Origin of the sequence: Pseudomonas sp. DWP3-1-3b3, assembly GCF_049896305.1 — a bacterium.
GTDB classification, from domain to species: Bacteria; Pseudomonadota; Gammaproteobacteria; order Pseudomonadales; family Pseudomonadaceae; genus Aquipseudomonas; species Aquipseudomonas azotoformans_A.
The window spans coordinates 211,418-223,703 of sequence record NZ_JAFCUA010000004.1; the positions used below are offsets into that span (position 1 = coordinate 211,418).

Below are 12,286 nucleotides of genomic sequence, written 5' to 3' on the forward strand. Positions count from 1 at the left end.
GTTAATCAACGACGAATCGTCCTCTAGAAAATGTAATCGGTGGTCAGGAAACTCGAATCGCGGTTACGCAGGATGTCGCTGACCAGTGCTTTGTTGCTCTCCTGGAACTTGGTCGCCACCAAGGTGCGGATCGAGAACACGCGCAAGGCGTCATGCACCGACAGCGTGCCCTCGGCCGAGTTCTTGCGCCCGTTGAACGGGAACGTGTCTGGGCCACGTTGGCACTGGGCGTTGATGTTGATGCGGCCGACCTGGTTGGCAAAGGTGTCCACCAGGCGCCCGACTTGCACGGCGTTGGTGCCGAAAATGCTCAACTGCTGGCCGAAATCCGAGTCCAGCACGTAGTCGATCACGGTTTCCAGGTCGCGGTAAGGCACGATCGGCACCACCGGGCCGAACTGCTCTTCGTGGTACACGCGCATCTGCGGGTTCACCGGGTACAGCACCGCCGGGTAGAAGAACGATCCGCGGCTCTCGGCACCGTGCGCATTCACCACCTTGGCACCGTGTTGCGCGGCGTCAGCCACCAGGCCGTTGAGGTAATCCACCTTGCCCACTTCGGGCAATGGCGTCAGCGCCACGCCGTCTTCCCACGGCATGCCGGGTTTGAGCGTGGCCAGCTTCTGGTTGAATTTCTCGATGAAACGGTCGACGACGTCTTCATGCACAAAGAGGATTTTCAACGCGGTGCAGCGCTGGCCATTGAACGACAGGGAACCGGTGACGGCTTCGCTGACGGCATTGTCCAGGTCCACTTCGGGCAGCACGATGCCTGGGTTTTTCGCGTCCAGACCCAGTGCTGCGCGCAGGCGATGCGGCTTGGGGTGCAGTTTCTTCAAGTCACTGGCGGCCTTGTTGGTGCCAATGAACGCAAAGATATCGATCTTGCCGCTGGCCATCAGCGCGCTGACGGTTTCGCGACCGCTGCCGTAGATCACGTTGATCACCCCGGCCGGGAAGCTGTCGCGGAACGCTTCCAGCAAAGGGCGGATCAGCAGCACGCCCAGCTTGGCCGGCTTGAACACCACAGTGTTACCCATGATCAACGCCGGAATCAGCGTGGTGAAGGTCTCGTTCAGCGGATAGTTATAGGGCCCCATGCACAGGGCCACGCCCAGCGGCACGCGGCGGATCTGGCCGAGGGTGTCCTGTTCCAACTCGAAGCGGCTGGAGCGACGGTCGAGTTCCTTGAGGGCATTGATGGTGTCGGTGATGTAGTCGCAGGTGCGGTCGAACTCTTTCTGCGAGTCCTTGAGGTTCTTGCCGATCTCCCACATCAACAGCTTGACCACGGCATCGCGCTGTTCACGCATGCGGCGCAGGAAGGCTTCGACGTGCTGGATACGTTCGGCCACGCGCATCGTCGGCCATTCACCCTGGCCTCGGTCATAGGCGCGAACGGCGGCATCCAGGGCGGTGAGGGCGGTGTCGGCGTCCAGCAGCGGCGTGCTGCCGATATGCACACGTTCGTCGCCAAACTGCACCGGGCTCTGCACCTTGGCCAAGGGGCCGTTCCACACCTGCAACTGGCCATCGACCAGGTAATCATGCTGTTCAATGGGCGCTCCGAGCTGGAATGGCTCGGGAATCTCGGCGGCGGAGGCGGGAAACAGCTGGGCGAGCAGGTTGCTGGTGGTCATGTCGCTACCCCTGGAATAGTTGCAAAACATGACTAGAGAGTCACCCAACAACAGGCTCTATGGCAAGGCTTGCGCGCTTTCTTGTACGCAGCCATGCGCCTGGCGGTTAAACTGCGCGGCTTTTCAGAAGGAGTTCACATGAGTCAGTACCAGCCGGGCATTCTTGCCGCACCGGTGCCGTTGCAGGCACGCCATCTGCTTTTTGCCGTGGACTCACTGGCCACGGTGCCCGCTGCGTTGGACGCGCTGGTGCAGTTGACCGATTCGGCGGCGGTGGTGGGTTTTGGCGAGCCACTGGTGAATGCCTTGGGCGCCCGGATTGAAGGCTTGCGCACATTCCCCACGGTCAGCGGGCCGGGCGCGCATAACCCGTCAACCCAACAGGCGTTGTGGGTATGGCTGCACGGCGTGGATCGCGGTGAATTGCTGTTGCGCAGCCGCGCCTTCGAAAAGGCCCTGGCCCCGGCGTTCCGCCTGGTGCAGATGACCGAAGGCTTCCGCTACAAGACCGGCTTCGACCTCACCGACTACGAAGACGGCACCGAAAACCCCCACGATGACGCGGCGGTTGAAGCGGCCCTGACCGACAGCGGCGCCAGCTTTGCCGCGATCCAGCAGTGGCAGCACGACCTCGACGGCTTCGCCGCCTTGCCTGCGCAAGAGCGCGACCACATCATCGGCCGCCGCCATGGCGACAACGAAGAACTCGACGACGCCCCCGAGTCCGCCCACACCAAACGCACCGCCCAGGAAAGCTTCACCCCGGAAGCCTTCGTAGTGCGCCGCTCGATGCCATGGGCCGAGAACGGCCAGGCCGGGTTGATGTTTCTCGCGTTCGGCCATTCCTTCGACGCGTTCGAAGCGCAACTGCGCCGCATGAGCGGGCTGGAAGATGGGATTGTCGATGGCCTGTACCGCATCAGCACACCGTTGACCGGCGGTTACTACTGGTGCCCGCCGATCAAGGATGGGCACCTGGACCTGAGCGCGCTGGCTTAAATCACGCCGCACACCAGTCGCTCACCGCCACCGCCCAATGGCTTGGGCATGTCGGAATGGTTGTCGCCACCGGCATGGATCATCAGCGCGTGGCCCTTGATCTGTGCCAGGCTTTTCAAGCGGGGCGCCAGCACCGGGTTGTTCGAGGTACCGTCCATGTTCACGTACAGCGCCGGCAGGTCACCCAGGTGGCCGTCGGCGTAAGGGCCCAGGTGCTTGCCGGTCTTCTCCGGGTCGAAGTGCCCGCCGGCGGCCAGCGCCGCGACTTTCACGCCGTCTTTCACACCCGCTTCACAGCTGCCGTTTTCATGGATATGAAAGCCGTGCACGCCCATTGGCAAGGATTTGAGATCAGGGGTGAAAATCAAGCCGTAGGCCGATTCACTGATGGTGATGCTACCGACGGGCTGTGGCGCGCCATCGGCACTTACCAGGTTGACCGGGACTTGCAACGACGCCGCCTGGGCGGAGCCGACCGCGAAGACACTGAGCAGGCCGAGCAGAAGAGAGCGATTCATAAAAGCGTTCCTGAAGGTTATGGGTGTTGGGCAGTTTCAGGAATAACAACGATTGGGCTGCGCCAAACATTCCGTTGGAAAAAACATATTTTTCCAACGGAATAACCTCGGGCCATCAACTGTTTTGCATACCCATCTGTGCAAACAGCGGCACCATCCCCGCGCCGCGACAATGGCGGCAGCCATACACACCCAGCACCACCGGCTCCTTCACCCGCGGTTTTGGCGCCCGCTCGAACCAGGTGGGCGCCACGAAGCGGTAGCCCAGGCCGGGTGCCGTGGCGATGTACAACGCTTCATCGTCACCGAGGGTGCGGCGCAGGGTCTTGATCTGCGTGCGCAGGTTGCATTCCTCCACCACCAGTTTCGGCCAGGCAATGTCGAGCAGTTCGGTTTTTTTCAGCAGTTCGCCGGGGCGCGAGGCGAGGGCGATCAGCAGTGTCAGCGCGCGGCTGCCCAGGTTCACGGGTTGCCCGTGCTTGAGCAGTTGATGGCGCTTGGGGAGCAGTCGATAAGGGCCGAAGTGAATCTCAGCGCAGCCGTCGTTGTCGAGGAGCGTTGTGGGTGAATCATTCATGTCGGTCATAGATCACCTGGAAGTTTTATATATAGCCGGCCCGTGAACGAGTCCTTTGGTTATTAGTGCAGTTGCACTAACGGGCGCGGAGGAAAGTTGTTCTCCCAGCAATAAGGCTGCTCGGGAGGGGCTATCAAACGCGATGATTAAGTCGCTGTTGTTACAAATGGAAATATCTGGGAAGTTGGGCAAAAGGCTATTAGCGAGAAATGTGAAGTCGTCGCGAAAATAATTGCCAAGCCTTGCTTCATAGCTCGTTTGTATCGCGCTTTATTGCTCACGTTCGTTGTGTTCACAGTTGGAAGGCCCCCGTAAATCGGGGGCTGCAGCGTGTCTTGGGTTTTCTCTGAAAGTTCCGTTCCTGAAAATGGATGAATTTTTCTCAACGCCAGGTTGAGCCAAACCTTTCACAGTGCCTGTGTGGAACGTTTCACAAGCTTTCACAGCGAAGGCGTTTTGATCGTGAGTAGTATGGAACCCATGCAAACCGACGGCAGTTCGAAGGCTCACTGTCTGACGTTTTGGGCATTCACCGGTTTGCATACTTTCAGCTTGCTGTTGCGCAACTGAATAACTTCCCTATCGATGCAAGGAGATGAACATGGCTGATGTCCCACCAGTAAAAGCAGGCGGCGCCGACGACGCTATCGCGAAGATGGAAGCGACCTTCAACATGGCTATCGAGAAGTCGGCCAAGATCACCGAAATCAGCACCGCGAAAAAAGCGGAGCTCGACGCCACCAAACAGCGTCCGCAGAACTGATTCGCCAAACGGGCGGCGCCGGCGCTGCCCGTTTACCCTCTGATGCTTGACCCCGTTGCACATGCTCAAGGGGGCAAACCCAACCATGACAGCCTTGATTTCCTTGGGGCCGGTCGCCGCTACTGGCGCACCGACCTTGACCGTGACCGGTGGTTTGCACCAGGGCAGTTCCCTGGTGCTCGACCAGCCGGTCTATACCCTCGGCGCCGACCTGGCGGCCGACTTGGTACTCACCGATCCCGGCATTGCCGGCCTGCACTTGCGCCTGCGGTTTGAAGGCGACCAAGTGGCAGTCGAAGCGCTGGGCGGTGACGTGTTGCTCGCCGGCAATGTGCGTATTCCCCACGGCAACGGCCATCGCGCGCGATTGCCGTTGCAACTGCGGATCGGCACGGCGGGTGTGAGCCTGGCGGTGCCTGGTGGCGCTGAAAAACCGTCGGACGCCCCACGCAAAATCACCCCCTGGATTGTCGCGACCGTCCTGCTGTTTATCTGTGCAGGGGCGCTGGCGGTTCGTAGCGAAGCGCCACGGGTGCCCGCAACGGTCGTAGCCGACGAGGTTGCGCCGCTGAAAAAACCGTCCCGCGAGCAAGCCAAAGTCTGGTTGGAGCAGCAGCTACAAACCGCCCGCTTGGACACCGTGAAAATCAGTGACAGCAATGGCCAGCTCAGCGCCACCGGCACCTTTGAACAGTCGCAAAAGCCACAGTGGCTGGCCTTGCAGCAGGCGTTTGACCAGCGCTACGGCCAACAGGTCGTGCTCAACCCGCGTGTGACGGCCCGCGCCGATGCCGCCGCGCCGCGCGTGCGCTTCCAGGCCGTATGGTTTGGCGCCCAGCCCTACGTGATCAACGACAGCGGCAAGCGCCTCTACCCCGGCGCAGCCCTGGCGGACAACTGGGTGCTGGAACGCATCGAAAACAACCAAGTGATCCTCGCCCGTGGCGAGGAGCGCTTCACCTTCACGCTGTGACCATGCTTTTAAGCTAAGGCCCTGGGATGAAAGTCGAACCCCGCCCGTTGATTCCCAGTGATGTGCGCAGTGCGCCGGTCGAAGCGGTTCGCCCGGTCAACTCGCGCCAGGCCACCGCCTTCGAAGCGGTGCTCAAGACCCGCAAGACCCAGACCCGCCGCTCCCTGCGCAGTGACCTCGAAGCACTCACCGCGGCTGCCGGCGTCGACTCGTTGCTGTTCGGCGGCGCGCGTTCGCTGGAGTTGTTGGAGCATGTGATGGAACACATCCTGCCCGGCCTGGACGCCGAGCCACACATCAAGGCACTGGCCGTCGAGCTGATCGGCGAAGAGATCGAGATGCGCCGCAACCTCGAACAGCAACGCTCGGAGGTGCATACCTGATGGCCCGCGAAAACGACGACGCCGTGCAACTGCTCAAGGGCATTGGTGAACTGTATCGGCGCAATGGCCAGTCCCAGCGCGCCCTGGTGATGTTGCTGATTGCCGTCAGCGTCGCACCCCACGACGGTGTGTTGCTGCGCTCGCTGGTGCTGGCCTTCACCGACAGCGGCGACGCCGCCCGTGCCCTGAGTGCCCTGGATCGCCTGGTGGCGCTGGAAGGCGAGTCCGCCAGCCTGTTGCTGCTGCGCGCCCGCGCCTTGTGGTACGGCGAGCGCAAGGACGAAGCGCGCCAATGCTTCAAACGCTACCTGGCCGCACGCAGGGCTGGCGCATGAGTGCACTCAACCGCCTGAACAACCTGGCGCGCCTCGCTGCGCAGCGTACCGACGTGATCATCGTCGCGTTCATGCTGATGGCGATCGTGATGATGATCATCCCGCTGCCCACCTACCTGGTGGATGCGCTGATCGGCCTTAACATCGCCCTGAGCATCCTGATCCTGATCGTGGCGTTCTACATCGGCCATTCGGTGGAATTTTCCGCGCTGCCGCCGCTGATCCTGTTGAGCACATTGTTTCGGTTGTCGCTGTCGATCACCACCACACGTTTGATCCTGCTGCACGGCGACGCCGGCCATATCGTCAAGGCCTTCGGCGACTTTGTGATTGCCGGGCAAGTGGTGGTGGGCATGGTGGTGTTCCTGATCATTACCGTGGCGCAGTTCGTGGTGATCACCAAGGGGGCCGAGCGTGTGGCGGAAGTGGCTGCGCGCTTCACCCTGGACGCGATGCCCGGCAAACAGATGAGCATCGACAACGACCTGCGCAACGGCGACATCGATCAGGCCGAAGCCCGTCGCCGTCGCTCGCGCCTGGAACGTGAAAGCCAGATGTTCGGCGCGATGGACGGCGCCATGAAGTTCGTCAAAGGCGATGCCATCGCCGGCCTGGTGATCCTTGCGGTCAACCTGCTCGGCGGCATGTTGATCGGCATGATCGAGCGCGACATGCCCTTCGGCGTCGCGGTGCACACCTACTCGTTGCTGACCGTGGGTGACGGCCTGATCGCGCAGATTCCGGCGCTGCTGATTTCCGTGGCGGCGGGCACTGTGGTCACTCGCGTCAACAGCGACGGCGAAGCGGGGGACCTGGGTAGCGAGATCATCAAGCAACTGGGTGCCAGTTACCGGGCGCTGGGCTTGACCGCGTTGATCATGATTGGCGTGAGCCTGCTGCCGGGGTTTCCGACCTGGGTGTTCCTCGGGCTGTCCCTGGTGTTTGGTGGTGCGGCGTTCATGATGTATCGCCGACATCATCGCCAGCCAGAACGCGAAGCGCTGGTCGAGACGCCGGAACCGGTGGTCGAAGTGCAGGCCGAACTGGATGACAACCTGCTGCCCGATACCCGTGTGCTGCTGACCCTCGGCAGCGGTGTGTCCCAGAGCGCGCCGCGCCAACTGCTGCGCCAGCGCGTCGAAGCGCTGTGCCACGACCTGCGTACCGAACTCGGCGTGGACATGCCGGTGCCGGGCATCTATATGGAGGCCAAGGCCACTCCGGGCAGTTTCCGCGTGTCCCTGGAAGGCGTGCCGGTGAGCGAGGGCGAACTGCCGATCAATTGCCTGCTGGTGCAGGACGATCCGGTGCATGTGCAGCTGCTGGACATCGCCACTGTGCAGGCCGATTCCCCCCTCAATGGTCGCAGCGCCCACTGGGTCGAACGCCAGCACGAAGACACCCTGCGCAACGCCGGCATCGGCTTCCTGCTGCCCGACGAGGTATTGCGCGGCGTGCTGGAACGTAGCCTGCGTCGCTATGCCGCCGACTTCCTCGGCATCCAGGAAACCCGCCTGCTGCTGGAGCGTACCGAGGCGACCTACGGTGAACTGGTCAAGGAGGCCTTGCGCCTGGTGCCGCTGCAACGGGTGGCCGAAACCTTGCGCCTGTTGGTTGGCGAGGGCGTGTCGATCCGCAACCAGCGCGCTTTGCTGGAAGCCATGGTGGAGTGGGGCGCCCGCGAAACCGACGCCGGGCGCCTGGCCGAACACTTGCGCGCCGCGCTGGCGCGGCAGATCAGCCATCAATACGCCGACCGCAACCGCGTGATCGGTGCGCTGGTGCTGGCGCCGGGCCTGGAAGATCAACTGCGTGCCTCATTGCGCCGCCAGGAGCCTCAGCGCGAACTGATCCCCGAAGAAGTCAGCCGCGCCTTGCTCGCCCAACTGCGCCAGGCCTGTGACAACACCCGTGAGGTCAACAGTGCGGTGTTGCTGGTGCATCCGGAACTGCGTCGCAGCCTGCGCCGCCTGGTGCTGCGCGGTGAGCTGGAGCTGGCGGTGCTGTCGTTCCGCGAGCTGGCCACCGAGTACAACCTGCAAGCGCTTGTGACCATCAGCCTCACCGAAATCTCCAACCGCCGCGCGCCTGCCGCGGCTTCCGTCACCCCCCTGGCGTCCGCCTCATGATGCGTTTTTGTGTGCTGTTGCTGAGTGTTTTTGCGTGTGTGAGCCAGGCTCAGGAAATCGCGGCCGGTGCCGGGGGCTCGATTGCCCTGGCCTCCGGTGAAGGGCGCATCCTGCATTTTGTCGCGCCGGTGGATTCAGTACTGGTGGCCGAGCCGAATGTGGCCGACCTGCAAGTGGTGTCGCCGGGCACGATCTATATTTTCGGCAAGGCGCCGGGCAACACCAGCCTGATTGCCCTGGGCAGCGACGGCAAACAACTGGCGAGCCTGACCCTGGCCGTGAGCAGTGGCAGCCAGGCGGTGAGCACGCCGATGCAGGCGCTGCACCCCGGCAACGGCGCACAGATCAGCGGCGCCGGCAACCGCCTGGTCGCCAAGGGCACCCTGGGTTCGGTGGCGGAAGCGACCAACCTGAATGCCTTGCTCAACCCTCAGGGGCAAGGTTTCCAGAGCGCGATCAACACCACCGAATACGCAGGCTCCGCCCAAGTGAACCTGCGTGTGCGTTTTGCCGAGGTGTCGCGCTCCGAGCTGCTGCACTACGGTGTGAACTGGAACGCCATGTTCAACAACGGCACCTTCTCCTTCGGCCTGATCACCGGCGGACCACTGGCCGCTGCCACGGCAGGCGGCTTGGCAGCAGCAGGTGCCGGTTCAGGCAACGTGAATATCGACGGCATGCTCGATGCGTTGCAGGCCAACGGCGTGTTGCAGATCCTTGCCGAGCCGAATATCACCGCCATGACCGGCCAGACCGCGAGTTTCCTTGCGGGTGGCGAAGTGGCGATCCCGGTGCCGGTCAACCGTGACCTGGTGGGCATCGAATACAAGTCGTTCGGCGTGTCGTTGCTGTTCAATCCGACCCTGCTGCCCAACGGCCGCATCGCCTTGCAAGTGCGCCCGGAAGTCAGCAGCGTGGTCAGCGGCGGCACCGTGGACTTCGGCAACTTCCATGTGCCGTCCTTCAGCGTGCGCCGCGCCGATACGCGGGTGGAGGTCGGCAGTGGGCAGACCTTCGCCATTGCCGGGCTGTTCCAGCGCGAAAGCAGCCAGGACATCGAGAAACTGCCATTGCTGGGCGACCTGCCGATCCTCGGCAACCTGTTCCGTTCCAAGCGCTTCCAGCGCAATGAAACCGAACTGGTGATCCTCATCACCCCGTATCTGGTGGAGCCGGTGCGCGGTCGCACCCTCGCCACGCCTCTCGACGCACAACCGGCTACCGCAGCGGCCACCGGACCGCGCAGCGGCGGGGCGTTCGGTTTCTACATGAATTGATCAGGGGGACTGCCATGACTGCTTTACGCGTATTGATGCTGTTGCCCCTGGCGCTGATGGGTTGCCAGACCCACCTGGCGCCGACGTACTACTCGTCCGAGTACCGCGCGGATGGCTTGCCGACCCAGTGTCAGCAGCCTCCGGCCACGGACACCATCGGCCTGGGCGAAGACTTCAAGCCGACCCTGGCGTTGGGCTGCGCGAACAACCTGAACCTGATGCAAATGGTCGAGCGCAAGCAAGACCTGACCCAAGGCCGCCCAACCGGCCCGGTGATGGCCGCGCCCGTGGGCCGCGCAGCCCAGGTGTACATCGAAGGTTTCGACCGCGAGCAATTGCAGCGGCGCAAGGACCAGCAGGAAGCCAAGGCTGGCGCCGCGGGAGGCCAGCAATGACCCTTGAACATCACACCTCCCGTATTGAACACATCCACTGTGGCGAGCCGGCTTTTTGTGGTGAGCGGGCTTGCCCCGCGCTGGGGCGCGAAGCGGCCCCTATCAGCCTCGCCGCGGTTCATCAGGTGAAACTCGGTGCCTGGTTTTGGGGCTGCTCCGCAGCCCAGCGCGGGGCAAGCCCGCTCACCACAGAAAGCCCCTTCACCACAAAAAAACCACCTATCACCGGCTCAACGCGGGTCAACCAACCCCAACTCCCGAGCCTGCGCCACCGGGTCACTGATGGCTTTGATGCGCTTGGCTTCCACCACCAACCGCTCCCGCTCGGCCGCAGGAATGTCATCCAGCGGCAACCCCGCCACTCGCTGCTCATAGCCCGCCAACACCATCACCAACAACTCATTACGCTGATGCCGAGGCAAGGCACGGGGCGACTGTGCGACCGGTGCGATGGTCTCCAACGCCTGTTGCGACTGCCCACCCAACGCGTAGGCCAGGGCCAGGTTGCAGCGGTTGTCGAGGTCGTCGGGCTTGAGGCTCAGGCTCTTGGCGAACGCGGTTTGCGCCGCAGCGGCCTGGCCATTGAGGATCTGCGCCACACCCAGGCGGGTGTAGGCCACTGGCAACCCGCCAATCTCCGCCGCCTGGCCCAGGGCAGTGACGGCACGCTGGGTTTTGCCCAACTGCAACTGCGCGGTGCCCAGGCCGAGCAGGGCGTCGGCATTGCGCGCATCGAACCCCAGGGCTTGTTGGAAAGCCCGCTCGGCGCCCAGCGCATCCTTGGCGTCGAGCTTGGCCTGGCCGAGCTTGAGCCACAACTCGATGCCGGCACCGGGTTGCTGCGCCGCACGCTCGTACAGCGCGGCCGCACTGGCGTAGTCGCCGCGCTTGCTCAGGTCATTGGCCAGTTGCAACGACTTGTCGGAATCGGTCGCGGGCTTGCTGGAGCAGGCGGCCAGCAACAGGGTACTGGCGAGCAGAAAATTCTTGGACATCGTCACAACTCGTCTGGCGAAGGCGGACGCCATGTAAGCATATTTTTGCTGGCTGTCCTATGCCTGTTCGGCAGCCGTTTTGCCAATGCCGCCGAAGAACCGGCGTGGTTCTCCCAGCCCTATGCCTACGTGCTGGTAGACCAGGATGTGCGCAGCGCCCTGGAAGAATTCGGCCACAACCTCGACGTGCCCCTGGTGCTCTCCGACAAGGTGCGCGGCAAAGCCCGCAGCACGATTCGCGGCGCCACTGCCGGTGAGTTCCTGCAGACCCTGTGCAGCACCAACGGCCTCACCTGGTACTTCGACGGCAACCTGCTGTACCTCAATGCCAGCGATGAAATCAGCACCAAGCTGTTCAAGGCCAACGCCCTGGACCTCGACCAGTTGCAGGCCTACCTCAGCAACCTCGATGTGTTCGGCCAGCAGCTGTCCATGCGCAACGGCCCCGAGGGCGATGAAGTGTTCGTGTCCGGACCACCGCCGTACCTGGCGTTGGTGCAGCAGCATGTGGATCACCTGCAACCCAAGGTCGTGGCCGCCCCGGTGGCGCGCGAGCGCGGGGTGCGGGTGTTCCGTGGCGCGCAAGTCAGTACCGAAACCCCAACCCAGTAAAGGAGCAGCACCATGTCCGTAACGGCCGTAGACAGCAATCTCGCCCCTGGTGGCGCCAGCCCTGAAGCCAAGTTCAATGCCGCGGTGGATAACGCCAAGGCCGCCGACAAACCCAACGAAGCCGATGACCCCGAGTTCACCGATGCGTTGATTACCCAGGCGGTCACCATCGGCGGTCAGTTCATCATCATGCCGAAGATGCAGGAACTGCTGAACGACGCCATGTCCGATGACGACGAAGAGTAGGAAGCCCCTATGACTATCAGTCTCGCCGCCGGCGCTTCGGCGCTGCCGCCGTCTGCCGGCGCGGGGCCCGCCGGGGCCTCGCAGAACCTGTTCGAGCACATGGCCAACACCGCCAAGGGCATGCCCGAAGGCGCCAGCCCGCACCAGATCGGCTCGGGCCTGATGGAGCGCATGAACAGTTTCATCGACCGCACGCGGGCGTTTTCCGAGCGCGCCGACCTGCTCACCAACAACCCGTCGGCGCCGCCACCGGCTTCGGCAGAGATCCGCACCGCCAGCGCTTCACCTCAAGGCGAGCCGGGGAAAAAGGTCGGTGAGCAACAGGTCGACCAGATCGTCCACTCCCTGGGCAAGATGTTCGACTACTCCATCGAAACCCAGATGGTGGTGCGCGGTGCGACGCAGATTTCCGGTTCCGCCAACACACTGCTCAAGGGCCAATAA

General features: G+C 63.0%; 15 protein-coding genes. 11 read left to right on the top strand and 4 right to left on the bottom strand.

Going from position 1 to position 12,286, the window contains the following annotated elements; translation table 11 throughout:
* Window positions 1-23: 23 nt before the first annotated feature.
* Window positions 24-1,640 carry an NADP-dependent glyceraldehyde-3-phosphate dehydrogenase gene (locus ACP7BX_RS14145; protein ID WP_426160638.1) on the bottom strand — a complete coding sequence of 539 codons (1,617 nt, stop codon included), beginning with the start codon at window positions 1,638-1,640 and terminating at the stop codon, window positions 24-26.
* Between the two features lie 138 nt (window positions 1,641-1,778).
* Here ACP7BX_RS14145 and ACP7BX_RS14150 point away from each other — a divergent pair, with 138 nt between their 5' ends.
* Window positions 1,779-2,639 carry a Dyp-type peroxidase gene (locus ACP7BX_RS14150; protein ID WP_426160637.1) on the top strand — a complete coding sequence of 287 codons (861 nt, stop codon included), beginning with the start codon at window positions 1,779-1,781 and terminating at the stop codon, window positions 2,637-2,639.
* Here ACP7BX_RS14150 and sodC read toward each other — a convergent pair.
* The gene (sodC, locus tag ACP7BX_RS14155) at window positions 2,636-3,157 is read right to left on the bottom strand and encodes a superoxide dismutase family protein (RefSeq protein ID WP_016977469.1); all 522 of its coding nucleotides are present in this window, start codon (window positions 3,155-3,157) and stop codon (window positions 2,636-2,638) included. The two genes, ACP7BX_RS14150 and sodC, sit on opposite strands and share 4 nt — an antisense overlap.
* Window positions 3,158-3,272: 115 nt before the next feature.
* Complete coding sequence (locus tag ACP7BX_RS14160; RefSeq protein WP_033901368.1) at window positions 3,273-3,734, bottom strand: winged helix-turn-helix domain-containing protein; 462 nt, start codon at window positions 3,732-3,734, stop codon at window positions 3,273-3,275.
* Between the two features lie 601 nt (window positions 3,735-4,335).
* On the opposite strand from ACP7BX_RS14160, the gene ACP7BX_RS14165 reads away from it, so the two are divergent.
* From ACP7BX_RS14165 to ACP7BX_RS14195, 7 genes are all read left to right on the top strand, one after another.
* On the top strand, window positions 4,336-4,497 hold the full coding sequence (locus tag ACP7BX_RS14165; RefSeq protein WP_016969018.1) for a hypothetical protein: 162 nt from the start codon (window positions 4,336-4,338) through the stop codon (window positions 4,495-4,497).
* A gap of 85 nt (window positions 4,498-4,582) precedes the next feature.
* Window positions 4,583-5,470: a SctD/MshK family protein gene (locus ACP7BX_RS14170; RefSeq protein WP_426160636.1), complete on the top strand. Its 888-nt coding sequence runs from the start codon at window positions 4,583-4,585 to the stop codon at window positions 5,468-5,470.
* 26 nt (window positions 5,471-5,496) lie between these two features.
* On the top strand, window positions 5,497-5,853 hold the full coding sequence (locus ACP7BX_RS14175) for a hypothetical protein (RefSeq protein ID WP_033901343.1): 357 nt from the start codon (window positions 5,497-5,499) through the stop codon (window positions 5,851-5,853).
* On the top strand, window positions 5,853-6,188 hold the full coding sequence (locus ACP7BX_RS14180; RefSeq protein WP_016977474.1) for a tetratricopeptide repeat protein: 336 nt from the start codon (window positions 5,853-5,855) through the stop codon (window positions 6,186-6,188). Before ACP7BX_RS14175 ends, ACP7BX_RS14180 begins: the two co-directional genes overlap by 1 nt.
* Window positions 6,185-8,317, top strand: a complete 2,133-nt coding sequence (sctV, locus tag ACP7BX_RS14185; RefSeq protein ID WP_178954934.1) for a type III secretion system export apparatus subunit SctV — start codon at window positions 6,185-6,187, stop codon at window positions 8,315-8,317. The genes ACP7BX_RS14180 and sctV overlap by 4 nt, the downstream gene beginning before the upstream one ends.
* Window positions 8,314-9,594 carry a type II and III secretion system protein family protein gene (locus ACP7BX_RS14190; protein WP_426160635.1) on the top strand — a complete coding sequence of 427 codons (1,281 nt, stop codon included), beginning with the start codon at window positions 8,314-8,316 and terminating at the stop codon, window positions 9,592-9,594. The genes sctV and ACP7BX_RS14190 overlap by 4 nt, the downstream gene beginning before the upstream one ends.
* A gap of 14 nt (window positions 9,595-9,608) precedes the next feature.
* Entirely contained in the window at window positions 9,609-9,989 is a 381-nt protein-coding gene (locus ACP7BX_RS14195; protein ID WP_033901347.1) for a hypothetical protein, read from the top strand.
* A gap of 230 nt (window positions 9,990-10,219) precedes the next feature.
* Here ACP7BX_RS14195 and ACP7BX_RS14200 read toward each other — a convergent pair whose 3' ends face one another.
* Window positions 10,220-10,984 carry a tetratricopeptide repeat protein gene (locus ACP7BX_RS14200; protein ID WP_426160634.1) on the bottom strand — a complete coding sequence of 255 codons (765 nt, stop codon included), beginning with the start codon at window positions 10,982-10,984 and terminating at the stop codon, window positions 10,220-10,222.
* A gap of 48 nt (window positions 10,985-11,032) precedes the next feature.
* Between ACP7BX_RS14200 and ACP7BX_RS14205 the strand changes: the two genes are divergently transcribed.
* Genes ACP7BX_RS14205 through ACP7BX_RS14215 form a run of 3 tightly spaced genes read left to right on the top strand, consistent with a single transcriptional unit; the run spans window position 11,033 to window position 12,286 of the window.
* Entirely contained in the window at window positions 11,033-11,596 is a 564-nt protein-coding gene (locus ACP7BX_RS14205; protein WP_025999889.1) for a hypothetical protein, read from the top strand.
* A gap of 12 nt (window positions 11,597-11,608) precedes the next feature.
* The gene (locus ACP7BX_RS14210; protein WP_028616832.1) at window positions 11,609-11,842 is read left to right on the top strand and encodes a hypothetical protein; all 234 of its coding nucleotides are present in this window, start codon (window positions 11,609-11,611) and stop codon (window positions 11,840-11,842) included.
* Between the two features lie 9 nt (window positions 11,843-11,851).
* The gene (locus ACP7BX_RS14215; protein WP_016978397.1) at window positions 11,852-12,286 is read left to right on the top strand and encodes a hypothetical protein; all 435 of its coding nucleotides are present in this window, start codon (window positions 11,852-11,854) and stop codon (window positions 12,284-12,286) included.